This is a genomic window from Geodermatophilus sp. SYSU D00684 (genome assembly GCF_054050455.1).
In genome coordinates this window covers 21,646-44,038 of the sequence record NZ_JBJGZI010000031.1, presented here as the reverse complement: position 1 = coordinate 44,038, position 22,393 = coordinate 21,646, and the positions used below count along the sequence as shown (strand labels likewise).

The window sequence follows — 22,393 nt, the reverse complement described above, 5'->3', positions numbered from 1 at the left end:
CCGCCCGGCGCGTCGTCGCCGTCCGGAAACGCGCGCGACACACGCCCGAACTAGGTTCCGGCCCATGGCGGACCTCTTCGACGGGTATCCCCTCGGGGAGCAGTGGGACGAGATGTTCGGCGGACCGGCCCAGCCCCGGCCGGCCTACGCCGGGCTGTTCGCCTCGCTGCAGCCGATGGCCGGCGAGGAGCTCGCCGCGCGGGCGGACCTGCTGTCGCAGACCTACCGCGACGCCGGGGTCACCTTCGCCCACGCCGGCGAGGAGCAGCCGTTCCCGCTGGACATCGTGCCGCGGGTGATCGGCGCCGACGAGTGGGCGGTGATCGAGCGCGGCGTCGCCCAGCGGGTGCAGGCGCTGGAGGCCTTCCTCGCCGACGTCTACGGCGCGGGCGAGGTGTTCGCCGACGGCGTCGTGCCCCGCAGCGTGGTCACCACGAGTGCGCACTTCCACCGGCAGGCGCACGGGCTGGTGCCGCCCAACGGCGTGCGGGTGCACGTGGCCGGGATCGACCTGGTGCGCGACGAGGCCGGCGACTTCCGGGTGCTCGAGGACAACCTGCGCTCGCCGTCCGGGGTCAGCTACGTCATCACGAACCGCGCGGCGATGAGCCAGGTGCTGCCCGAGCTGTTCGCCGACCACCGCATCGAGCCGGTCGCCGGCTACCCGACCCGCCTGCTCGAGGCGCTCAAGGCCTCCGCGCCGCCCAACGTCAGCGACCCGACCGTCGTCCTGCTCACCCCCGGCGTCTACAACTCCGCCTACTTCGAGCACGCGCTGCTGGCCCGGCAGATGGGCGTGGAGCTGGTCGAGGGCCGCGACCTGGTGTGCGCCGGCAACCAGGTGAGCATGCGGACCACCGACGGCCAGCGCCGCGTCGACGTCATCTACCGGCGCATCGACGACGACTTCCTCGACCCGGTGCACTTCCGCCCCGACTCGGTGATCGGCTGCGCCGGCGTCCTCAACGCCGCCCGCGCCGGCCGGGTGACCATCGCCAACGCCGTCGGCAACGGCGTCGCCGACGACAAGCTGCTCTACACCTGGGTGCCCGACCTCGTCCGCTACTACCTCGCCGAGGAGCCGGTCCTGGACAACGCCGAGACCCACCGGCTCGACGACGAGGACACCGTGCGCTGGGTGCTCGACTCCCTCGACCAGCTGGTGCTCAAGCCGGTCGACGGCTCGGGCGGCAAGGGCATCGTGATCGGCCCGCGCGCCGACGAGGCGACGCTCGCCGAGCTGGCGGTCAAGGTCCGGGCCCGGCCCCGCGACTGGATCGCGCAGCGGCCGATCGGGCTGTCGACGTCGCCGACGCTGGTGGGCGGCCGGATCGCCCCGCGGCACGTCGACCTGCGGCCGTTCGCCGTCAACGACGGGGAGAGGGTGTGGGTGCTGCCCGGCGGGCTGACCCGCGTGGCGCTGCCCGAGGGCGAGCTGGTGGTCAACTCCAGCCAGGGCGGCGGCTCGAAGGACACCTGGGTGTTCAGCCCGCCCCGGCCGGCGCCCGAGGCCGACGAGCCGCCGGCGCGCACCCGGATCGAGTTCACCGCCGCCGACCTGCCCGGCGACCCGCCCGGCCAGGACCCCGGACCGTTCGAGGACGCGGTCGCCGGCCAGTCCCAGCAACAGCAGCAGCAAGCGGCAGAAATGGCCATTTCTGCCGTCCAGGAGGGCGTGGAGTGCTGAGCCGGATCGCGGAGTCGCTGTTCTGGATCGGCCGGTACGTCGAGCGCGCCGACGACACCGCCCGGATCCTCGACGTGCACACCCAGCGGCTGGTCGAGGACCCGTGGATCGACGAGCGGCGGGCCTGCGCGAACCTGCTCGGCCTCATGGGCGCGGGCGTGCCCGAGGACCAGGCCGACACCGAGCGGGTGCTGGCGACCCTGGCCTTCGAGCGGGACAGCCCGAGCTCGATCGTCGGGGCGCTGTCGGCGGCGCGGGAGAACGCCCGCGGCGCCCGCGAGGTGCTCTCGGCCGAGATCTGGGAGTCGCTCAACGTCACGCACAACGCGCTGCCGCAGCAGCGCACGATGGCCCGCCGGTACGGGCCGCACTCGCTGTTCCGGTTCGTCCGCGAGCGCTCGGCCATGGTGTTCGGCCTGGCCGACTCCACGATGAGCCGCGACGAGTCCTGGCTGTTCCTCGTCCTCGGCCGCTCGCTGGAGCGCGTGGACATGACCGCGCGGCTGCTGTCCACCCGCGTGCTGGCCGGGGACGCCGCGCCGTCGTGGACGCTGGTGCTGCGCTCCACCGGCGCCTACGAGCCCTACCTGCGCACCTACCGCGGCGTCGTCGACTCCAGCCGCGCCGCGGAGTTCCTGCTGCTGGACCGGCTGTTCCCGCGGTCGGTGTTCGCCGCGCTGGAGCAGGCCGAGGCGTGCCTGGCCGAGCTGGAGCGCTCCACCGTCCGCGACGCCACCCGCATCGGCGTGGCCGGCGAGGCCCACCGGATCGTCGGCCGGGCGCGCACGGTGCTCGAGTTCATGCCGCCGCCCGAGGTGCTGGACCGGCTGCCGCAGCGGCTCGACGAGCTGCAGCGCACCTGCTCGCTGGCCAGCGCGGCGGTCACCGGCCGGTTCTTCACCGAGCAGGCGCCGCAGGTGTGGGTGCCGGAGGGGGTCGCGTGAGCCAGGCGCAGGTCCAGGTGCAGGTCCCGGGCCGGGGGCCGCGCCCGGCCGGCGACCGCTGGCGGCTGCAGGTCGTGCACACCACCCGGTTCCGCTACGGCGGGCCGGTGCGCTCCTCCTACAACGAGGCCCGGCTGACGCCGGAGAACAGCGGCCGGCAGACGACGCTGCGCTCGCGGGTCGAGATCGAGCCGGCCGCGACCGCGTTCGCCTACCGCGACTACTGGGGCTCGACGGTCACCGCCTTCGACCTGCACACCCCGCACCGGGAGCTGGTGGTCACCGGCACCTCGATCGTGGAGGCCGGGCCCGACGCCGTCGACCACGACCACGTGGGCTGGTCCGCCCTCCGCGGCCGGCTGGTCCGCGACCGCTTCGGCGAGCTGCTGGCCCCCACGCCCCGCACCGCGATGGACCCGACCGTGGTGCGCGCCGCCCGGGCCGCCGTCGGCGACGCCCCGCCGCACCTGGCCGGGCCCGCGGTGTGCCGGTTCGTCCGCGAGCACATGGAGTACCTGTCCGGCTCGACGTCGGTGCGGACGACGGCGATGCAGGCGTGGACGGCGGGCAGGGGCGTCTGCCAGGACATCTCGCACGTCACCGTGGGCCTGCTGCGCGAGCTCGGCCTGCCCGCCCGCTACGTCTCCGGCTACCTGCACCCCCGCCCCTCGGCCGGCATCGGCGAGACGGTGACCGGCGAGAGCCACGCCTGGGTGGAGTGGTGGGACGGCGGCTGGTGCGCCTCCGACCCCACCAACGGGGTCCCGATCGGGCCGCGGCACGTGACCCTGGGCCGCGGCCGCGACTACGGCGACGTCCCGCCGTTCACCGGCATCTTCTCCGGCCCGCGCAGCGAGGGGCACACGGTGACCGTGGAGGTCACCCGCCTGGCCTAGGAGCCCCTCGCCCGGGAGCCCCTCGCCCGGGAGCGCCTCGCCTAGAAGCCCCGGAGCAGCCGGGCGACGCCGGTGAGCTCCTCCGCGGCGTCGGCGTCGGGGAGCACCTCGCTGCGGTCGGCCAGCCGCGGCCGCCACGCCGGCGGGGCCGACTGCAGCCACGCGGCGCCGGCGTCGGTGAGCCGGCCGTCGGAGCGCAGCGGCGCCCAGCCGCGCAGGAAGCGCAGCCCCTCGGCGGCGGTGACCAGGGTGCGGGCCACGCCGCGGCCGCGGTACACCGGCTCCACGGTGACGTCGTCGACCAGGCCGGAGCGGATCCACCAGCGGACCTCGGCGATCCGGTCGGTCATCCGCACCCCGGCGGCGGCGACCTCGTGCGGGCGGACGACCGCGCCGGGCCGGAAGGCGTTGCCGCGGAAGGCCAGCAGCGAGGCGGCCGGGACCGCGCTGGTCGCGTGGGTCACCTCGGCGAACCACATCGGCGGGCAGGTCCCGGACAGCTGCTCGGCGACGTCGATGCGCACCACCCGGCCGTCGGAGGCGCGGTGCCGGACGTCGACCTGCCAGCCGGCGGGGCGGCGTCCGCGGGCGTCGACGGCGGTCATGTCGACGGGGGTGCCGTCGGGGAAGCGGTCGGAGTTGACCGCCACCAGCGAGTACTCGAGGGGGCCGGGGCCGCGGCGCAGCAGCCGGGACCACCACAGCGCCGTCGTCTCCGGGGCGGACTCGGCCAGCGGCGGGACCGCCCGCAGGCGCGGTGCCGCCGGCGCCGGGCCCGGGAACGCCGCGTCGTGGGCCGCTGCCGTCATGCTCATGTCGTCCTCCGCTCGTCCGCCCCGGACACCCGGGGTGTGCTGCCGATGACTCTCCGGACGTCACTTGCGGGTGCCTTGGGGTCCACTAGCGGACCGCCCCCAGGCGGCCGGGGCGTGCGGGCAGCCGGGGATACTGGGGGTCCGATGACCTGGACCCGGCCCTGAGCGCCCCGCTGAACCTGCTCAACCTCGAGCGGGTCTCCAAGGCACACGGCACGACCGTGCTGCTCGACGACGTCTCGCTCGGCGTCGCCGCCGGCGAGCGGATCGGCGTCGTGGGGCGCAACGGCAGCGGCAAGTCCACGCTGCTCGGCGTCCTCACCGGCCGCGAGGAGCCCGACTCCGGCCGGGTCACCCGCCGCGGCGACCTCGCCGTCGGCGTCCTCGACCAGTCCGGCACCCTGCCGCCGGGCGCGACCGTCCGCGACGTCGTCCTCCCCGAGACGCTGTTCGCCGCCGAGCACGAGTGGGCCGCCGACCCGGCCGTCCGCAGCGTCCTGACCGGCCTGGAGCTCGACCGGCTCGGCCTGGACTCGCCCGTCGCCCCGATGTCCGGCGGCGAGCGCCGGCGGGTCGCGCTGGCCGCGCAGCTGATCCGGCCGCTGGACCTGCTCGTGCTCGACGAGCCGACCAACCACCTCGACGTCGAGGGCGTCGCGTGGCTCGCGGACTTCGTCAAGCGGCGGGTCGGCGCGCTGGTGGTCGTCACCCACGACCGGTGGTTCCTCGACGAGGTCTGCACGCAGACCTGGGAGGTCGCCGACGGCGCGGTGCACGCCTACGAGGGCGGCTACGCGGCCTACACGCTGGCCCGCGCCGAGCGCGCCCGCGTCGCGGCGGTCACCGAGGAGCGGCGGCTGAACCTGGTGCGCAAGGAGCTCGCCTGGCTGCGCCGCGGCGCGCCGGCGCGCACCAGCAAGCCGCGGTTCCGGATCGAGGCGGCCGAGGCGCTCATCGCCGACGAGCCGCCGCCCCGGGAGACGATGGCGCTCAAGGGCTTCGCCGCCCGCCGGCTCGGCAGGACCGTCTACGACGTCGAGGACGTCGACTACGCGGTGCCCGCCGACGACGGCCCGCGGCCGCTGTTCCGCGACCTGACCTGGCACGTGGGCCCCGGCGACCGGATCGGCGTGGTCGGCGTCAACGGCGCCGGCAAGACCTCGCTGCTGCGGCTGCTGGTCGGCGAGACCGAGCCCGACCGCGGCCGGGTGGTGCGCGGGCAGACCGTCGCCCCGGCCTACCTGTCCCAGCACGTCACCGAGCTGCCCGGCCGGCTGCGGGTGCTCGAGGCGGTGCAGGAGGTCGCGCGGATCGCCCGGATCGGCAACCAGGAGATCTCCGCGTCGTCGCTGGCCGAGCGGTTCGGCTTCCCGGCGTCGCGGCAGTGGACGCCGGTCGGTGACCTCTCCGGCGGCGAGCGGCGGCGGCTGCAGCTGCTGCGCCTGCTCATGGCCGAGCCGAACGTGCTGCTGCTGGACGAGCCGACCAACGACCTCGACATCGACACGCTCACCCAGCTCGAGGACCTGCTCGACTCCTTCCCCGGCACGGTGCTGGTGGTCAGCCACGACCGGTACTTCGTCGACCGGGTGTGCGACTCGGTGGTCGCGCTGATGGGCGACGGCTCGCTGGCCGCGCTGCCCGGCGGGGTGGAGGAGTACCTCGCCCGCCGGGCCGCCGGTGAGGCCGCGCTGCCCTCGGCCGGCTCGGGTCTCGCGCCCGCCGGCGGCGCGGCCCCGGCGGCCGCGCCGGCCGGTCCCTCGGCGGGCGAGGTGCGCGCCGCCCGCAAGGAGGCCGCCCGGCTCGAGCGGCGGCTGGAGAAGCTGGGCGCGGAGGAGGAGCGGCTGCACGCCGAGCTCGCCGCCGCGGCCACCGACCACGCGAGGGTCATGGAGCTCGACGGCCGGCTGCGGACCCTGCTGGCCGAGAAGGACCAGGTCGAGACCGACTGGCTGGCCGCCGCGGAGCTCGCCGAGGGCTGACGCGGCGCCGTCGTCCTGGCTCACGCGAGCGCGTCCTGGCTCACCGTCGGCGGTGAGCCAGGACGCAGCACGATCAGCTGACCTGATCGTGCTCACGCGGCGACGGTGGCCTCCGCGCGGGTGCGGGCGAGCATCCGCAGGCCGACGACGACCGCCGGGACGGCGCCGACCAGCGCGAGGGCGCCGTGGACCGTCGGCGAGAACGGGATCACCGCGGAGGCCACGAGGCAGCCGACGGCCGGGAGCAGCAGCCACCAGCCGGTCACCCCGGCGCGGGCGAGACCCGCGTAGCCGACGATCGGTCCGAGGAGCCCGAACAGCGTCAGGACGCCGACGACCGCGACCCCCGGGTTCGCCCCGACGGCGTCGTAGAGGCCCAGGGCGGTGGCCGGGTCGAGCTCGCGGCCGATGGCGCCGGTCCAGTGGTCGTAGAGCACGAAGCCGGCCACGGTGACCAGGCCGATCGCGGACATCAGCGCCCCGACGACGGCCGGGATGCGCCCGCGGCGGCCCCGCACCAGCGTCGGGACGGCCAGCCAGGCCAGGGCCAGCGCCATGTTGCCGTAGTGCAGCAGCACCGCCGACAGCGTCGTCCGGCCCTCGTCGCGGCCCAGCGCCGCGATGTAGTCGGCCGCGGCCTGGGAGTCCTGCGGCGGGGAGGTCACCATGCCGGCGACGTAGAGCAGCGAGCCGCCGACCAGGGCGGCGCCGGCGATCGGCAGCATGAGCGAGCCGGCGCTGCGGGCCGGGCGCGCCTCGGGGGCGGCGGGGGTGCGGGTGGGGAGCGGGGTGGTGGTCATCGGTCCTCGTCGGTCCGGGCACCGCCGTCTGCGGTGCGTCGGCGAGGACTCTCCGGCCGTGGGGCCCGCCGGCACGTCCGTCCCGGCGGACCGACCGTCCTCCGCCGCGAGGAGGAGGGACGGCGGGTGTCCATCGGCCGCGCGGGGGATCCCGCCCGCGCCTCCCCGCCCCTACCGTGCTCGCCGTGCCCCGCTGGACGTCGTCCCCCTCCGCCCGCCGGCTCGTGTGGCCGGCCCTCGGCGCGCTGCTCGCCGTGCTGTCGGTGCTGGAGACGGTGACCGAGGAGACGTTCCGCTTCCCGCTGGTCACCGCGCTGCCGGGCGTCGCCGTCGGCGCGGTCGTGGCGCTCGGCACGCGGTGGCCGGAGGCGGCCGCGGTCACCGGGGCGCTCAGCGTGCTCGGCAACTACGCGCTCGGGACGCCCGGGCCCGGCGGCGCCCAGCTCATCGCGATGGCCGTCCTCGTGGGGCACGCCGCCGCGGTCCTGCCGCTGCGCCGCGGGCTGCGCGCGGCCGGGTCGGCGACGGCCGTCGTCGTGCTCGCCGGCCTGCTGCTCGGCCCGTCGACCTGGGAGAGCGTCTTCTACCTCGTCGTCACCGGGACCGCCTGGGGCGTCGGCGTGCTGGTGCGCCAGTCGCGCGAGCGGGCCCGCGAGCTGCAGGTCCTCGCCGCGCGGCTGGCCGAGCAGCAGGAGGCGGTGGCCGGCGCCGCGGTGGTGGCCGAGCGGGCGCGCATCGCCCGCGAGGTGCACGACTCGGTGGCGCACGCGGTGAGCGTCATGGTGCTGCAGATGGGCGGCCTGCGCCGGCTGCTGCCCGACCACCCCGAGGCGCAGGACGTGCTGCTCGGCCTCGAGCGGCTGGGCCGCGAGTCGGTCGACGAGATGCGCCGGGTGGTCGGCATCCTCCGCGAGCCCGGCGGCGGCGACCCGGCGCCGCAGCCGTCGCTGTCCCGGCTCGACGCCGTCCTCGCCGAGCTGCGCGCCGGCGGGATGCCGGTGCAGCTCGTCGTGACCGGGGAGCCGGCCGAGCTGCCGCAGCTGGCCGACGTCGCGGCCGTGCGGGTGGTGCAGGAGGCGCTGTCCAACGTGGTCCGGCACGCCGGTGCCGCGGCCACGTGCGTGGAGGTCGCCTGGACGCCGGGCCGGGTGACCGTGACCGTCACCGACGACGGCCGGCCGCGGGTCCCCGTGCCGCCGCCGGTCCCCGGCACCGGCGGGCACGGGCAGCTGCACATGCGCGAGCGGGTGGCCGTCGCCGGGGGCGACCTGTCCGTGGGGCCGGTCCGCGGCGGCGGCTACCGGGTCCGCGCCGGCTTCCCGGTGCCCGCCCCGGCGAGCGCGCCCGCGGGGGTGGGCGCGTGACGATCCGGGTGGTGCTGGTCGACGACCAGTCGATGATCCGCACGGGCCTGCGGATGGTGCTGGCCGCCGAGCCCGACATCGAGGTGGTCGGGGAGGCCGGCGACGGCGCCGGCGGCGTCCGGGTGGTCACCGAGCTCGCGCCCGACGTGGTGCTGCTCGACGTCCGGATGCCCGGCATGGACGGCCTGGAGGCCGCGCGGCGGATCGTCGAGGCGGGCCTGCCCACGCGCGTCGTCGTCCTCACCACCTTCGACGAGGACGAGTACGTGGCCGCCGCGCTGCGCGCCGGGGTCAGCGGCTTCCTGCTCAAGGTGGCCCCGCCCGAGGACCTGGTCGCCGCGGTGCGCACCGTCGCCGCCGGGCAGGGGCTGCTCGACCCGGCCGTGACGCTGCGGGTGATCCGGTCCTTCGCCGCCGCGCCCGCGCCCGACCCCGGCCGCGCCGCCGAGCTCGGGCAGCTGACCGAGCGGGAGACCGACGTCCTGGCGCTGGTCGCGGCCGGGCTGTCCAACGCCGAGATCGCCGCGCGGCTGTACCTCGGCGAGGCGACGGTGAAGACGCACGTCAGCCGGGTGCTGCTCAAGCTGGGCCTGCGCGACCGGGTCCAGGCGGTCGCGTTCGCCTACGAGTCGGGCCTGGTGACGCCGGGTAGATGACCCGGTTCTCCGCGCCGTCGGTTTCCCGGCGCGGGAGCGGCGGTACCCCCACGAGGGGGCGACGCCGCCGCACCGCCGTCGTCGCGTGCTCCCCTCCACCGCCGACCCGGGAGCCCCGTGACCGCACTGCTGCTCGCGCACCTGGTGGCCGCCCTGGCCGCGCCGGTGCTGGTGCGGTGGTGGGGGCGGAACGCCTTCCTCGCCCTCGCGCTGGTGCCCGCGGCCGGGTTCGCCTGGACGCTCGCGCAGCTGTCGGCGGTCGCCTCCGGCGACGACGTCCGCGAGACCGTGCCCTGGGTGCCCGCGCTCGACCTGTCGGTGACGCTGCGGCTGGACCCGCTGGCGCTGGTGTTCGCCGGGCTGGTCACCGGCGTCGGCGCGCTGGTGCTCCTCTACTGCAGCCGCTACGTGGAGCCGGACGCCGAGGGCACCGGCCGGCTGGCCGGCTGCCTGACCGCCTTCGCCGGCTCCATGCTGGCGCTGGTCCTCGCCGACGACGTCTACCTGCTCTACGTCGCCTGGGAGCTGACGACGGTCTTCTCCTTCCTGCTCATCGGCGGGTCGGGGACGGCGCTGGCGGCGCGGCGGGCGGCCGCCCAGGCGCTGGTGCTCACCACCGCCGGCGGCCTGGCGATGCTGGCCGGGCTGGTCGTGCTGGCGCACGCCGCGGACACGTCGCGGCTGTCGGCGATCGTCGCCGACCCCGGCAGCGGCCCGGCGGTCGTCGCCGGGGTGCTGCTCGTGCTGGCCGGCGCGGTGACCAAGTCCGCGCTGGTGCCGTTCCACTTCTGGCTGCCGGCGGCCATGGAGGCGCCCACGCCGGTGAGCGCCTACCTGCACGCGGCGGCCATGGTGAAGGCCGGCGTCTACCTGGTCGCGCGGCTGGCGCCCGGCACCGCCGACCTGCCCGGCTGGCGGCCGGTGGTGCTCGGCCTGGGCGTGGCCACGATGCTGGTCGGCGGCTACCGGGCGCTGCGCCAGTCCGACCTCAAGCTGCTGCTCGCCTTCGGCACGGTCAGCCAGCTCGGGTTCCTCACCACGCTGGTCGGCGCCGGCAGCGCCGAGCTCGCCCGCGCCGGGCTGGCCATGGTGCTCGCGCACGGGCTGTTCAAGTCCACGCTGTTCCTCACCGTCGGCGTCGTCGACCACGCCACCGGCACCCGCGACCTGCGCGAGCTGTCCGGCCTCGGCCGCCGGGTGCCGGTGGTGGCCGCGGTCGCCGGCCTGGCCGCGGCGTCGATGGCCGGGCTGCCGCCGCTGCTCGGCTTCGTGGGCAAGGAGGCGGCGTTCACCGCGCTGCTCGACGGCGGCCTGCCCGACCGCACCGCCGCGCTGCTGGTCCTCGCCGGGCTGGTGCTCGGGTCGGTGCTCACCGTCGCCTACACGCTGCGCTTCGTGTGGGGCGCGTTCGCGACCAAGCCCGGCCGGCCGGCCACGGAGCCGGCGCACCCGCCGGGGCCGCTGTTCCTCGCCGCCCCCGTCGTCCTCGCCGTCCTCGGCCTCGCGGGCGGCGTCCTCGCGAAGGGCCTGGAGCCGGTCGTCGGCCGCTACGCCGAGGGGCTGCCCGCGTACGCGCCGGAGGCCGAGGAGCTCGCGCTGTGGCACGGGCTGCAGCCGGCCCTGGCGCTGTCGGCGCTCACCCTGCTCGGCGGCGCGGCGCTGTTCGCCGGGCGGGCGGCGGTGGCCCGGGTGCAGCGGCGGCTCACGGTCCGGGCGTCGGCCGACGAGGGCTACTGGAACGTGCTGCAGGGCGTCGACCGGCTCGCCGTCCTGGTCACCGGGACGACGCAGCGCGGGTCGCTGCCGGCCTACCTCGGGACCATCCTCACCGCGGTCGTCCTGCTGCCGGGTGCGCTGCTCACCACGGTCGCCGAGCGCCCGGAGCAGTGGCGGGCCTGGGACAGCCCGGTCCAGGTGCTGGTCGGCGTCGTCGTGCTGATGGCCGCGGCGATGGCGGTGCGGGTGCGGCAGCGGCTGTCGGCGGCGCTGGTTGTCGGCGTCACCGGCTACGGGCTGGCGGTGTTCTTCGTGGTCGCCGGGGCGCCGGACCTCGCGCTCACCCAGTTCCTCGTCGAGACGGTGACGATCGTGGCGTTCGTCCTGGTGCTGCGGAAGCTGCCCAAGGACGTGTCCGAGCGGCACCGCCGCCGCGAGCGCACCGGCCGCGGCCTGCTCGCCGTCGGCGTCGGCCTGCTCATGGGCGCGGTGTCCGCCGTGGCGCTGGCCGCCCGCGACGCCGCCCCGGTGTCCGACGAGTACGCCCGGCTCGCCGAGGAGGCGCAGGGGGACAACGTCGTGAACGTGACCCTGGTCGACATCCGCGCCTGGGACACCTTCGGGGAGATCTCGGTGCTCATCGTCGCCGCCACCGGCGTGGCCAGCCTGGTCTTCCTGCGGCGGCGCACCGGGGCCATCGAGCGGGCCGAGCGGGAGGACCAGGCCGCCGGGCGGTCCCGGCGCGCGCCGGTCGGGGAGTGGCTGGCCGCCGGCGGCACGCTCGACCCGCGGCGCCGGTCGGTGGTGCTCGAGGTCGTCGTCCGGATGCTGTTCCACACCGTCCTGGTGTTCTCGCTGTACCTGCTGTTCGCCGGCCACAACGCCCCCGGCGGCGGGTTCGCCGGCGGCCTGGTCGCCGGGCTCGCGCTGGTGCTGCGCTACCTGGCCGGCGGCCGCTACGAGCTCGGCGAGGCCGCCCCCCTAGACCCCGGCCGGCTGCTCGGCGCGGGCCTGCTGCTGGCCGGCGGCACCGGCGTCGCCGCGCTCGTGCTCGGCGGGCAGGTACTCGAGTCCACCTACTGGGAGTGGACGCTGCCGGTCCTCGGCGACGTCAAGCTCGTCTCGGCGCTGTTCTTCGACGTCGGCGTCTACCTGGTCGTCGTCGGCCTGGTGCTCGACGTGCTGCGCAGCCTCGGCGCCGAGCTCGACCGCCAGGAGGACGAGGACGACCCGGTCGAGGTCGCACCGGGGGAGGTGGTGGCCCGGTGACGCCGACCGTCGTCCTGCCCGTGGTGATCGGCGGCCTGTACGCCGCCGGGGTCTTCCTGCTGCTCGACCGCAGCCTCACCCGGGGTGCTGCTCGGCTTCCTGCTGCTGGGCAACGCCACCAACCTGCTGCTCATCAGCGCCGCGGGCCCGGCCGGGAGCGCGCCGCTGCTCGGCCGCGGCGACGGTGACACCGCCGACCCGCTGCCGCAGGCGTTCGTGCTCACCTCGATCGTCATCACCTTCGGCGTCTCGGCGTTCCTGCTGGCGGTGATCCACCGTTCGTGGCGGCTGGCCCGCCAGGAGGCGGTGGAGGCCGACGAGGAGGACCGCCGGCTGGCCACCCGGGAGGGCCGCCGCACCGGCCGCGAGGACCCCGACGAGATCGACCCGGACCGGCTGGCCGCCGAGGACCGGCGCCCGTTCCACGCCGAGCCGCCCCGGCGCCGCGGGCAGCCGCCGCCGGGCACCCCCGCGGACGACGTCGACCTGCCCCCGGCCCGGCGGCGGTCGCGGTGATCCGCGTCCTCGCCCCGCTGCCGGTGGTCCTGCCGCTGCTGGGCGCCGCCGTCTCGCTGCTGCTCAGCCGCCACACGCGGACCCAGCGGGCGCTCAGCGTCGCGGTGCTCGCCGCCGTGCTGGGCGTGTCGGTGACCCTGCTGGTCCTCGCCGACCGGTCGGGGGCGGTCGCGGTGGCGGTCGGCGACTGGCCGGTGCCGCAGGCGATCTCGCTGGTGGTCGACCGGCTGGCGGCGCTGATGCTGGTGGTGGCGCACACCGTGGGCCTCGGGGTGCTGCTGTTCGCCGTCGGCCAGGGCGCCGCCGACGGCGGCGAGCAGGCGCCGGTGTCGATCTTCCACCCGACGTTCCTCGTGCTCATGGCCGGCGTCGGGTTCGCGTTCCTCTCCGGCGACCTGTTCAACCTCTACGTCGGCTTCGAGGTGCTGCTGACCGCCAGCTACGTGCTCATCACCCTCGGCGGGTCCGCGCCGCGGGTGCGCGGCGGGATCACCTACGTCGTGGTGAGCCTGGTCGGGTCGCTGCTGTTCCTCGCCGCCATCGGCCTGGTGTACGCGGCCACCGGCACGGTGGACATGGCCGACCTGTCGGTACGGCTGGCCGAGGTCCCCGAGGGCACCCGCACGCTGCTGCACGCCCTGCTGCTCATCGCGTTCGGCATCAAGGCCGCCGTCTTCCCGCTGTCGGCCTGGCTGCCCGACAGCTACCCGACCGCGCCGGCGCCGGTGACCGCGGTGTTCGCCGGGCTGCTCACCAAGGTCGGCGTCTACGCGATCATCCGCACGCAGACGCTGCTGTTCCCCGGCGGCGCGCTGGACACCCTGCTGATGGCGGCGGCGCTGGCCACGCTCGTGGTGGGCATCCTCGGCGCGGTCGCGCAGACCGACCTGCGGCGGATCCTGTCCTTCACGCTGGTCAGCCACATCGGCTACCTGGTGTTCGGCATCGCGCTGGGCAGCGTCGCGGGACTCACCGCCGCGGTGTTCTACGTCGTCCACCACATCGTCGTCCAGACCACGCTGTTCCTCGTCGCCGGGCTGGTCGAGCGGACCGGCGGGTCGACGTCGATCCGCCGGCTGGGCGGCCTGGCCGCCGCCTCCCCGCTGCTCGCGGTGCTGTACCTGCTGCCCGCGCTGAACCTGGCCGGCATCCCGCCGCTGTCCGGGTTCCTCGGCAAGCTGGGGCTGCTGCAGGCCGGCGTCGCCGACGGGCGCCCGCTGGCGCTGGTGCTGGTCGGCGCCGGGCTGGTGACCAGCCTGCTCACCCTGCTGGCGGTGGCCCGGGTGTGGACCCGTGCCTTCTGGCGGCCGCGGGCGCAGGAGCCCGGTGCCGACACCGCGGCCGCGGCGGCGGCCGACGCGGGGCCGCGGGCCGGGACCCGCCCCTCGGGGAACGGCGCCGCCCGGCCGTCGGCGGCGTGGCAGCGGCAGGTGGCGGTGGCGACGGCGTCCGAGGGGCCCGAGGAGCCCGACGAGCACCCGGGCGAGCCCGCGGAGCGGCTGCCGCGCGTCCTGGTCGGCGCGACGGCGGCGCTGGTCGCGCTGACCGTCGCCCTCACCGCGCTGGCCGGCCCGCTCTACGGCCTGGCCGGCCGCGCCGCCACCGACCTGCTCGACCGCGAGCCCTACCGCACGGCCGTGGAGGGGGAGCGGTGAGCGACCGCGCCCGCCACCTGCTGCGCCAGCTGCCCGCGCTGGTCTGGCTGGTGCTGGTCTGGGTGCTGCTGTGGGGCACCTGGTCGTGGGCGAACGTGCTGGGCGGCGTGCTGGTGGCCGTCCTCGTCACCCGCGTGGTGCCGCTCCCGGCGGTGGTGGAGAACGTCCGCATCCGGCCGCTCGCGCTGCTGCGCTTCCTCGCCGTGTTCGCCGTCGACCTCGCCGTCTCCAGCGCGCAGGTGGCCTGGCGCGCGCTGCGGCCGGGCCCGCCGCTGCGCAGCGCCGTCATCCGGGTGCAGCTGCGCACCGACTCCGACCTGCTGCTCGCCGTCATCAGCGAGGCGCTCAGCCTGGTGCCCGGCTCGGTGGTGCTCGACCTGGACCGCGAGCACCGGGTGCTCGCCGTCCACCTGCTCGAGGTCCGCGACCGCGACGACCTCGAGCGCCAGCGCGCCGGGGTGCTGGCCATGGAGGACCGGGTGGTGCGGGCGTTCGGCCGGTCCCGCGAGCGCGCCGCGCTGGACCGGGAGCCCGCGGAGGTGGCGCGGTGAGCTGGGTGGCCGTGGTCGCGTTCGGCCTGCTCGGGGCGGGGGCGCTGCTCGCGCTGGTGCGGCTGGCCCGCGGGCCGTCGCTGCTGGACCGGGTCGTGGCCGGCGACGCGATGCTGGTCATCACGGCCGGCGGGCTCGGCGTGCACGTGGCGCTGTCCCGCGACGCGTCCGCGGTGCCGGTGCTCGTCGTCGTGTCGCTGCTGGGCTACATCGGCGCGATCGCCGTGGTCCGCTACGTCGGCGGCATGGTGCTCGACCGGCCCGCGGGCGACGACCCGGCGGGGGAGGAACGGCCGTGAGCGCGGTCCTCGACGTCGTCGCGACCGTCTGCCTGCTGCTCGGGTCGTTCCTCGCGTTCACCGCGGGGCTCGGGCTGCTGCACTTCCCCGACGTGCTGACCCGCCTGCACGCGGCCACGAAACCGCAGGTCACCGGTCTGCTGCTGGTGCTGGTGGGCGGGGCGATCCGGCTGGCCGGGACACCCGCGATGTGGGTGCTGCTGCTGGTGGCGATGCTGCAGGTGCTGACCGCGCCGCTGTCGGCGCACATGGTCAGCCGGATCGCCTACCGCCGCCGGCACGTGCGCCGGGACCTGCTGGTCGTCGACGAGGTGGCCGAGCACGCCGGCCGGGACGCGGACCCGGGGCTCCGCGGCGACTGACGCCGCGGAGCCCCGGGTGCCTCAGCGCAGGGCCCGGTTGACCGCCGAGACGACGGCGCGCAGCGAGGCGCTGACGATGTTCGGGTCGATGCCCACGCCCCACAGCACGCGCTCGCCGACCGCGCACTCGACGTAGGCGGCGGCGCGGGCGTCGCCGCCGGCGGACAGCGCGTGCTCGGCGTAGTCCAGGACCCGGACGTCGACGTCGAGGGTCTTCAGCGCGTCGACGAACGCGGCGATCGGGCCGTTGCCGCGGCCCTGCACGGTGACCGGGACGCCGTCGGCGGTCAGCTCGACCACCATCTCGTCGAGCTGCTCGCCGTGGGCGGTGTGCCGGTGGCCGCGGAGGGCGAACCGGCCCCACGGGGCGTCGGGGTCGGGCAGGTACTCGCTGGTGAACGCGGCCCACATCTGCTGGGCGGTGACCTCACCGCCCTCGTCGTCCGTGTGCCGCTGGACGACCCCGCTGAACTCGATCTGCAGCCGCCGGGGCAGGTCGAGGTGGTTCTCGGTCTTCATGATGTAGGCCACGCCGCCCTTGCCGGACTGGCTGTTGACCCGGATGACCGCCTCGTAGCTGCGGCCGACGTCCTTGGGGTCGATCGGCAGGTACGGCACCGCCCACGGCATCTGCTCGACCGGCTTCCCGGCGGCGGCCGCGTCGGCCTCCAGGGCCTTGAAGCCCTTGTTGATGGCGTCCTGGTGGGAGCCGGAGAAGGCGGTGTAGACCAGGTCGCCGCCGTAGGGGTGCCGCTCGTGCACGCCGAGCTGGTTGCAGTACTCGACGGTGCGGCGGATCTCGTCGATGTCGGAGAAGTCGATCTGCGGGTCGATGCCCTGGCTGAACAGGTTCAGGCCCAGGGTGACCAGGTCGACGTTGCCGGTGCGCTCGCCGTTGCCGAACAGGCAGCCCTCGATGCGGTCGGCGCCGGCGCGGTAGCCCAGCTCGGCGGCGGCGACGGCGGTGCCGCGGTCGTTGTGCGGGTGCAGGCTCAGCACGACGGCGTCGCGGCGGCCCAGGTTGCGGTGCATCCACTCGACCTGGTCGGCGTAGACGGTCGGCTCGGCCATCTCGACGGTCGCCGGCAGGTTGAGGATGGTCGGCCGGTCGGGGGTCGGCTCCCAGACGTCGGTGACCGCGTCGCAGATCTCGACGGCGAAGTCCAGCTCGGTGCCGGTGAAGGACTCGGGGCTGTACTCGAAGCGGATCTCGGTGTCGCCGGCCTGCTCGGCCAGCTTGCGGACCAGCTGGGCGCCGTGGACGGCGATGTCGACGATGCCGGCGCGGTCGCTGCCGAAGACGACGCGGCGCTGCAGCGTGCTGGTCGAGTTGTAGAGGTGGACGATCGCCTGCCTCGCGCCGCGCAGCGACTCGAAGGTGCGCTCGATCAGCTCGTCCCGGGCCTGGGTGAGGACCTGGATGGTGACGTCGTCGGGTACCAGGTCGTCCTCGACGAGCTGGCGGACGAAGTCGTAGTCGGTCTGGCTGGCCGCCGGGAAGCCGACCTCGATCTCCTTGTAGCCCATCCGCACCAGCAGCTCGAACATCCGGCGCTTGCGGTCGGGGCTCATGGGGTCGATCAGGGCCTGGTTGCCGTCGCGCAGGTCGACGGCGCACCAGCGCGGGGCCACCGTGGTGACCTTCTCCGGCCAGGTGCGGTCGGGCAGGTCGACCGGCTGGAACGCGGCGTAGCGGGAGATCGGCATCCCCGACGGGCGCTGGGGGTTGCGGGCGTGCGGGTGCTGGGGGCTGGTCACGGTGGGATGACTCCTCTGGTGCGGGCTGGACTGTCGCTCCTGGGGGGCGGTCAGCGGGCACCGGGACGTCATCGACCACGGCAGGATCTCCGCGGCGAGGGAGCCGACCTAGGAGGAGGCCTCGCCGCGGCGGGTAAGCAGGAGGCTGCCGCGCACGGAGCCCACGGTAGCAGCGGGTCAGCTCAGGTCGCAGCCACACGCGCAGTCCGGCGCGTGCGGGGCGGGCCGGCCCGGCCTGGGCGGCCGCTCGTCGAGCAGCAGGTCGTCGCAGGCCGGCGGGCACACGCAGCGGAAACCGTCGGCGAACGGCCGGCCCCTGCTCTCCTCCAGGAACCGCGCCCGTTCCGCGGCCCGCGCCCGCGCCGCGGCGGCCCGCCGGGCTGCGGCCCGGGTTGCCAGGGCGTCGCCCGGCTGCGGGAGTTGGTGGTCCTCCGGGGTCCCGCGCACCCGGCGGCGGTCGTCCCTGCTGCCCCGGTCCCGGGTGAACGTGTAGGTGACCGGCGTGCGGTCGTACCGGTGCGGCCCGTGCCACCAGCCGTCGTCGCCGTGCCGGGTGTCCAGGTGCGCGGGGAAGTGCCGGTCGCCCTCGTCCCGCACGGCCGCGCCGTCCATCGGCGCCACCTCCCGCCCCTCGGCGTCCAGCAGCGCCAGCCGCAGCCCCGCGACCGCCGCCAGCCGTGCCAGCGCGCGGGCGTCGAGCCCGCGCGTCCCGGCCTCGATCGCCGCGACGGTCGACTTGGACAGCCCGACCGCCCCCGCCAGCTCACGCTGGGACAGGTCTGCGGTCCTGCGGATGCGTCGCAGGACGCCGGCGAGGTCGAGGTCGGCCATGCGGCGAGCCTGGGCCGGTACGTCGGACGCGCGGGGTCGGTAGGTAGATCTGGGGAAGCTCGTGCTCTGCCCACAGACGCGGGGCAGAGCACGAGCACCCGCGGTGTACATGGGCCCGTCCTTCTTCGTGCTCTGCCCCGTGGGCGGGGGCAGGGCACGAGTTCGCTCGGGAGGTGGCACTGCCGGGGCCGGCACGGGCGGAGCCGGGCGCGGGGAACGGCCCGTCGGCCCCGGGGGCGGGGCGCGCCGGGACCGGCCGGTCGGGCCGGTGGGTGGGCGGCGGCTCAGAACTCGCGGCGGCGGCGGAGGCGGAGGGGGCGGCCGTCGGGGTCGTCGACCAGGCGGTACAGCGGCGTCGCCCAGAGGCGGGTGGGCAGCGTCAGCCGCTCGGCCCTGTGGTGGCGCAGCCGGCCGCGCGGGCGGGGGCCGCGGCAGCCGCCGTCGTACCAGGCGTCGAGTGCGTCGGCCGCGGCGTCGAGGGTCGCGACGAACGTGGCCGGGTCGAGCAGGTCGGCGTCCTCGCTGCCGTCCCCGGCCCGGTCGGTGTGCTCACGGGCGAGCACCAGCCGCAGGTCGCGGGCGAAGGTGCGCGCGCCGTCGCCGGTGCCGGCCGGGTCGCGCGGCTCGCGGGGGTCGAGCGTGGTGTCGAGGACGGCCGAGGACAGCTCGCTGTCGTGGGTCCAGGAGCGCCGGTTGAAGTTGTCGCTGCCGACGCTGGCCCACACGTCGTCGACCACGCACACCTTCGCGTGCACGTAGACCGGGGTCCCCTCGTGGTTCTCGACGTCGTACACGTGCACCCGGTCCCGGCCGGCCCGGCGGCACATCTCGATCGCCTGCCAGCGCCCCACGTACTGCGGACGCTGGGCGATCGCACCGTCCTGGTCGGGCACCCGCGGCACGACGACGACCAGGTGCAGGTCCGGGTGCTCGCGCAGCGCGTCGGCGAACAGCTCCGCCACCTCGGCGGACCACATGTACTGGTCCTCGAGGTAGATCAGCCGCCGCGCCCGCCGGATCGCCTTCGAGTAGCCGCGGGCGACCGACCGCTCCCCGTCGGGGGCGAAGTCGTAGCGCGGCCGGATCGCCGGGTAGGTCCGCAGGCTCTGCACCAGGTGCGGCCCCATCGGCGGCGGGGCCGGCAGCTGCGGCGGCAGCCGGTCGGCGAACATGCGGCCCCGGCGGAACCGGTCGATCACGTGCGCGATCGGGTTGCCCTCGTCGGGGTCGGTGGGGTCGTCCCACCGCTCGCGGAACACCGTGTCCAGGGCCGCGACGGCCGGGCCGCGGATCATCAGCTGCACGTCGTGCCAGGGCGGGGTGGGGCCGTACGCCGCGGCCATCGGCAGCGTCTGCGGGTCGCCGCGGTGGTCGGCGTCGTCGCGGCGGCTGTGGCACAGGTCGATCCCGCCGACGAAGGCGGTGTCCTTCGTCGGGTCCTGGTCGTGCCGGCAGACGACGAGCTTCTGGTGGTGGCTGCCCCCGCGGCGCACCCGCTGGTCGAGCACCACCAGGCCGCCGCCGTCCTCGACCTCGCGGTCCAGGGCCCGGTTCTCGCGGGCGCTGAACGACAGCCAGTCCACGTGCGAGCGCCAGACCAGGCCGCGCACGGTCACCCCGCGGCCCACCGCCTCGGTGAACAGCTGGGCGACGGTCGGCCCTCCGGGGCGCAGCTCCTCGTCGGGGTCGCCGCGCCAGTCGGTGAAGAACAGGTGGTCGCCCTCGTCGAGCCCCTCGACGCACTCGACCAGCCGGTCGAAGTAGGTGGCGCCGTGCACCAGCGGCACGGCGAGGTTCCCCTCGGTCCAGGCCGGCAGCTCCGTGGCCGCGTTGCCCCGCTCCTCGGCGCTGAGCAGCCAGTCCTCGGGAGCGGTCACCCGGTGATCACATCGCCCGCGGCGGCGGGACGCAACGGGACGGCGCCGGGCTGATTCACGGGGGAGGAGGACGGCATCGGTAGCCTGTGGACCCGTGGCCCTCGTCGTGCAGAAGTACGGTGGCTCCTCCGTGGCCTCCGCCGCCCACATCAAGCGCGTCGCGGAGCGCATCGTCGCGGAGAAGAAGGCCGGCAACGACGTCGTCGTCGTGGTCTCGGCGATGGGCGACACCACCGACGAGCTGCTCGACCAGGCCGCGCAGATCACCGACGACCCGCCCGGCCGCGAGCTGGACATGCTGCTCACCGCGGGCGAGCGCATCTCCATGGCGCTGCTGGCCATCGCGATCAGCACCCACGGCTACGAGGCCCGGTCGTTCACCGGCTCGCAGGCCGGGGTGATCACGACCTCCAGCCACGGCAAGGCGCGGATCATCGACGTCACGCCCGGCCGGCTGCGCTCGGCGCTGGACGAGGGCTCGGTCGTCATCGTCGCCGGGTTCCAGGGCGTCAGCCAGGACACCAAGGACGTCACCACGCTCGGCCGCGGCGGGTCGGACACCACCGCGGTCGCCGTCGCCGCGGCGCTGCAGGCCGACGTCTGCGAGATCTACACCGACGTCGACGGCGTCTTCACCGCCGACCCGCGGATCGTCCCCAACGCCCGGCGGCTGGAGACGGTCACCTACGAGGAGATGCTCGAGCTCGCGGCCTCCGGCGCGAAGGTGCTCATGCTCCGCTGCGTCGAGTACGCCCGCCGCTACGGCATCCCGGTGCACGTCCGCAGCTCCTACTCACAGCTCCCCGGCACCGTGGTGACCGGCTCGATGGAGGACCTCAGCGTGGAACAGGCGATCATCACCGGCGTCGCGCACGACCGCAGCGAGGGCAAGATCACCGTCTACGGCGTCCCGGACCGGCCGGGTGAGGCCGCGCAGATCTTCCGCGTGCTCGCCGACGCCGAGATCAACATCGACATGATCGTGCAGAACGTGTCGGCCGAGGCCAGCAAGCTCGCCGACATCTCGTTCACGCTGCCCAAGAGCGACGGCCCGGCCGCGATCGCCGCGCTGGAGAAGGTCAAGCACACGGTCGGCTACAGCGACGTCCGCTTCGACCAGCACATCGGCAAGGTGAGCCTGGTCGGCGCCGGCATGCGCAGCCACCCCGGCGTCTCGGCCCGCTTCTTCGGCGCCCTGGCCGACGCCGGCGTCAACCTCGAGCTCATCAGCACCTCGGAGATCCGCATCTCCGTGGTCTGCCGCGACAGCGACGTGGACCTCGCCGTCCGCGCGGTGCACGACGCCTTCGACCTCGGCAGCGAGGAGGAGGAGGCCGTGGTCTACGGAGGGACCGGACGATGAGCATCTTCAAGCGCGACGGCCTGCGGGTCGGCGTCGTCGGCGCCACCGGCCAGGTCGGCGCCGTCATGCGCCGGATCCTCGCCGAGCGGCAGTTCCCGCTCAGCGAGCTGCGGTTCTTCGCCAGCGCCCGCAGCGCCGGCAGCACCCTGCCCTGGGCGGACGGCGAGATCACCGTCGAGGACGCCGCCACCGCCGACCCGACCGGGCTCGACGTCGCGCTGTTCTCCGCGGGCGCCAGCACCTCGCGGGCGCAGGCGCCGCGGTTCGCCGAGGCCGGCGTGACCGTCGTCGACAACAGCTCCGCCTGGCGCCGCGACCCCGACGTCCCGCTGGTCGTCGCCGAGGTCAACCCGCACGCCCTGGCCGACATCCGCAAGGGCATCGTCGCCAACCCGAACTGCACCACGATGGCCGCGATGCCGGTGCTCAAGCCGCTGCACGACGAGGCGCAGCTGGTCCGGCTGGTCGCCAGCACCTACCAGGCGGTCTCCGGCAGCGGCCTGGCCGGCGTCGAGGAGCTCGACGGGCAGGTGAGGGCGGTCGTCGACAAGGCCGCCGAGCTCACCCACGACGGCGCGGCGGTGGCCTTCCCCGAGCCGCAGAAGTACGTGCGCCCGATCGCGTTCAACGTGCTGCCGCTGGCCGGCAGCGTCGTCGACGACGGCTCGCTCGAGACCGACGAGGAGCAGAAGCTCCGCAACGAGAGCCGCAAGATCCTCGGCATCCCCGACCTGCGGGTCGCGGGCACCTGCGTGCGGGTGCCGGTCTTCACCGGGCACTCGCTGTCGCTCAACGTCGAGTTCGCCCGGCCGCTGCCGGTCGCCCGCGCCACCGAGCTGCTCACCGGGGCGCCGGGCGTGCAGCTCACCGACGTCCCGACGCCGCAACAGGCCGCCGGGCAGGACCCCAGCTACGTCGGGCGCATCCGGCAGGACCAGAGCGTCGACGACGACCGCGGGCTGGTGCTGTTCGTCAGCAACGACAACCTGCGCAAGGGCGCGGCGCTCAACACCGTGCAGATCGCCGAGCTGCTGCTCCGGCGCTGAGCGGAG

General features: G+C 75.7%; 19 protein-coding genes. 14 read left to right on the top strand and 5 right to left on the bottom strand.

Annotation, left to right across the window (positions count from 1 at the left end):
• The first annotated feature begins 64 nt into the window (after positions 1 to 64).
• From ACI79L_RS20005 to ACI79L_RS19995, 3 genes are read left to right on the top strand one after another with little or no spacing between them, the layout of a single operon-like run.
• Positions 65 to 1,687: a circularly permuted type 2 ATP-grasp protein gene (locus tag ACI79L_RS20005; RefSeq protein ID WP_456938466.1), complete on the top strand. Its 1,623-nt coding sequence runs from the start codon at positions 65 to 67 to the stop codon at positions 1,685 to 1,687.
• The gene (locus tag ACI79L_RS20000; RefSeq protein ID WP_456938465.1) at positions 1,681 to 2,631 is read left to right on the top strand and encodes an alpha-E domain-containing protein; all 951 of its coding nucleotides are present in this window, start codon (positions 1,681 to 1,683) and stop codon (positions 2,629 to 2,631) included. The genes ACI79L_RS20005 and ACI79L_RS20000 overlap by 7 nt, the downstream gene beginning before the upstream one ends.
• Complete coding sequence (locus tag ACI79L_RS19995; protein WP_456938464.1) at positions 2,628 to 3,527, top strand: transglutaminase family protein; 900 nt, start codon at positions 2,628 to 2,630, stop codon at positions 3,525 to 3,527. The genes ACI79L_RS20000 and ACI79L_RS19995 overlap by 4 nt, the downstream gene beginning before the upstream one ends.
• A 41-nt stretch (positions 3,528 to 3,568) precedes the next feature.
• Here the strand turns inward: ACI79L_RS19995 and ACI79L_RS19990 are convergent, their stop codons facing one another.
• Positions 3,569 to 4,336 carry a hypothetical protein gene (locus tag ACI79L_RS19990; protein ID WP_456938463.1) on the bottom strand — a complete coding sequence of 256 codons (768 nt, stop codon included), beginning with the start codon at positions 4,334 to 4,336 and terminating at the stop codon, positions 3,569 to 3,571.
• 227 nt (positions 4,337 to 4,563) lie between these two features.
• Here ACI79L_RS19990 and ACI79L_RS19985 point away from each other — a divergent pair, with 227 nt between their 5' ends.
• Complete coding sequence (locus ACI79L_RS19985; RefSeq protein ID WP_456938462.1) at positions 4,564 to 6,324, top strand: ABC-F family ATP-binding cassette domain-containing protein; 1,761 nt, start codon at positions 4,564 to 4,566, stop codon at positions 6,322 to 6,324.
• 92 nt (positions 6,325 to 6,416) lie between these two features.
• On the opposite strand, the gene ACI79L_RS19980 is transcribed toward ACI79L_RS19985, so the two are convergent.
• Complete coding sequence (locus ACI79L_RS19980; protein ID WP_456938461.1) at positions 6,417 to 7,124, bottom strand: hypothetical protein; 708 nt, start codon at positions 7,122 to 7,124, stop codon at positions 6,417 to 6,419.
• Positions 7,125 to 7,309: 185 nt separating this feature from the next.
• On the opposite strand from ACI79L_RS19980, the gene ACI79L_RS19975 reads away from it, so the two are divergent.
• From ACI79L_RS19975 to mnhG, 8 genes are all read left to right on the top strand, one after another.
• The gene (locus tag ACI79L_RS19975; protein WP_456938460.1) at positions 7,310 to 8,488 is read left to right on the top strand and encodes a sensor histidine kinase; all 1,179 of its coding nucleotides are present in this window, start codon (positions 7,310 to 7,312) and stop codon (positions 8,486 to 8,488) included.
• Positions 8,485 to 9,144 (top strand): response regulator, encoded by a 660-nt coding sequence (locus ACI79L_RS19970; protein ID WP_456938459.1) that lies wholly within the window; start codon positions 8,485 to 8,487, stop codon positions 9,142 to 9,144. The genes ACI79L_RS19975 and ACI79L_RS19970 overlap by 4 nt, the downstream gene beginning before the upstream one ends.
• A 117-nt stretch (positions 9,145 to 9,261) precedes the next feature.
• The gene (locus ACI79L_RS19965; protein WP_456938458.1) at positions 9,262 to 12,129 is read left to right on the top strand and encodes a Na+/H+ antiporter subunit A; all 2,868 of its coding nucleotides are present in this window, start codon (positions 9,262 to 9,264) and stop codon (positions 12,127 to 12,129) included.
• A gap of 84 nt (positions 12,130 to 12,213) precedes the next feature.
• Positions 12,214 to 12,645, top strand: coding sequence for an NADH-quinone oxidoreductase subunit K (locus ACI79L_RS19960; RefSeq protein ID WP_456938457.1), 432 nt, complete (start codon positions 12,214 to 12,216; stop codon positions 12,643 to 12,645).
• Complete coding sequence (locus tag ACI79L_RS19955; protein ID WP_456938456.1) at positions 12,642 to 14,300, top strand: Na+/H+ antiporter subunit D; 1,659 nt, start codon at positions 12,642 to 12,644, stop codon at positions 14,298 to 14,300. Before ACI79L_RS19960 ends, ACI79L_RS19955 begins: the two co-directional genes overlap by 4 nt.
• The gene (locus ACI79L_RS19950; protein ID WP_456938455.1) at positions 14,297 to 14,851 is read left to right on the top strand and encodes a Na+/H+ antiporter subunit E; all 555 of its coding nucleotides are present in this window, start codon (positions 14,297 to 14,299) and stop codon (positions 14,849 to 14,851) included. Before ACI79L_RS19955 ends, ACI79L_RS19950 begins: the two co-directional genes overlap by 4 nt.
• The gene (locus tag ACI79L_RS19945) at positions 14,848 to 15,150 is read left to right on the top strand and encodes a monovalent cation/H+ antiporter complex subunit F (RefSeq protein WP_456938454.1); all 303 of its coding nucleotides are present in this window, start codon (positions 14,848 to 14,850) and stop codon (positions 15,148 to 15,150) included. Before ACI79L_RS19950 ends, ACI79L_RS19945 begins: the two co-directional genes overlap by 4 nt.
• Positions 15,147 to 15,512: a monovalent cation/H(+) antiporter subunit G gene (mnhG, locus tag ACI79L_RS19940; RefSeq protein ID WP_456928369.1), complete on the top strand. Its 366-nt coding sequence runs from the start codon at positions 15,147 to 15,149 to the stop codon at positions 15,510 to 15,512. The genes ACI79L_RS19945 and mnhG overlap by 4 nt, the downstream gene beginning before the upstream one ends.
• Positions 15,513 to 15,533: 21 nt before the next feature.
• Here the strand turns inward: mnhG and leuA are convergent, their stop codons facing one another.
• The 3 genes from leuA to ACI79L_RS19925 all read right to left on the bottom strand — a co-directional run bounded on the left by leuA (position 15,534) and on the right by ACI79L_RS19925 (position 19,978).
• Positions 15,534 to 17,270: a 2-isopropylmalate synthase gene (gene leuA / locus ACI79L_RS19935; RefSeq protein WP_456938453.1), complete on the bottom strand. Its 1,737-nt coding sequence runs from the start codon at positions 17,268 to 17,270 to the stop codon at positions 15,534 to 15,536.
• 177 nt (positions 17,271 to 17,447) lie between these two features.
• Positions 17,448 to 18,101, bottom strand: a complete 654-nt coding sequence (locus tag ACI79L_RS19930) for a helix-turn-helix domain-containing protein (RefSeq protein WP_456938452.1) — start codon at positions 18,099 to 18,101, stop codon at positions 17,448 to 17,450.
• Between the two features lie 284 nt (positions 18,102 to 18,385).
• A complete protein-coding gene (locus ACI79L_RS19925) occupies positions 18,386 to 19,978 on the bottom strand; it encodes a phospholipase D family protein (RefSeq protein WP_456938451.1) in 1,593 nt (530 codons plus the stop codon).
• 94 nt (positions 19,979 to 20,072) lie between these two features.
• On the opposite strand from ACI79L_RS19925, the gene ACI79L_RS19920 reads away from it, so the two are divergent.
• Both ACI79L_RS19920 and ACI79L_RS19915 read left to right on the top strand, forming a co-directional pair.
• Positions 20,073 to 21,341, top strand: coding sequence for an aspartate kinase (locus ACI79L_RS19920; RefSeq protein WP_456938450.1), 1,269 nt, complete (start codon positions 20,073 to 20,075; stop codon positions 21,339 to 21,341).
• Positions 21,338 to 22,387: an aspartate-semialdehyde dehydrogenase gene (locus tag ACI79L_RS19915; RefSeq protein ID WP_456938449.1), complete on the top strand. Its 1,050-nt coding sequence runs from the start codon at positions 21,338 to 21,340 to the stop codon at positions 22,385 to 22,387. Before ACI79L_RS19920 ends, ACI79L_RS19915 begins: the two co-directional genes overlap by 4 nt.
• Positions 22,388 to 22,393 lie beyond the last annotated feature (6 nt).

What these genes read in the sequence shown, in the direction of transcription:
- ACI79L_RS20005 (WP_456938466.1), top strand. Translation starts at nt 65, where the DNA reads ATGGCGGACCTCTTCGACGGGTATCCCCTCGGGGAGCAGTGGGACGAG.
- ACI79L_RS19990 (WP_456938463.1), bottom strand. Translation starts at nt 4,336, where the DNA reads ATGACGGCAGCGGCCCACGACGCGGCGTTCCCGGGCCCGGCGCCGGCG.
- ACI79L_RS19980 (WP_456938461.1), bottom strand. Translation starts at nt 7,124, where the DNA reads ATGACCACCACCCCGCTCCCCACCCGCACCCCCGCCGCCCCCGAGGCG.
- ACI79L_RS19930 (WP_456938452.1), bottom strand. Translation starts at nt 18,101, where the DNA reads ATGGCCGACCTCGACCTCGCCGGCGTCCTGCGACGCATCCGCAGGACC.
- ACI79L_RS19915 (WP_456938449.1), top strand. Translation starts at nt 21,338, where the DNA reads ATGAGCATCTTCAAGCGCGACGGCCTGCGGGTCGGCGTCGTCGGCGCC.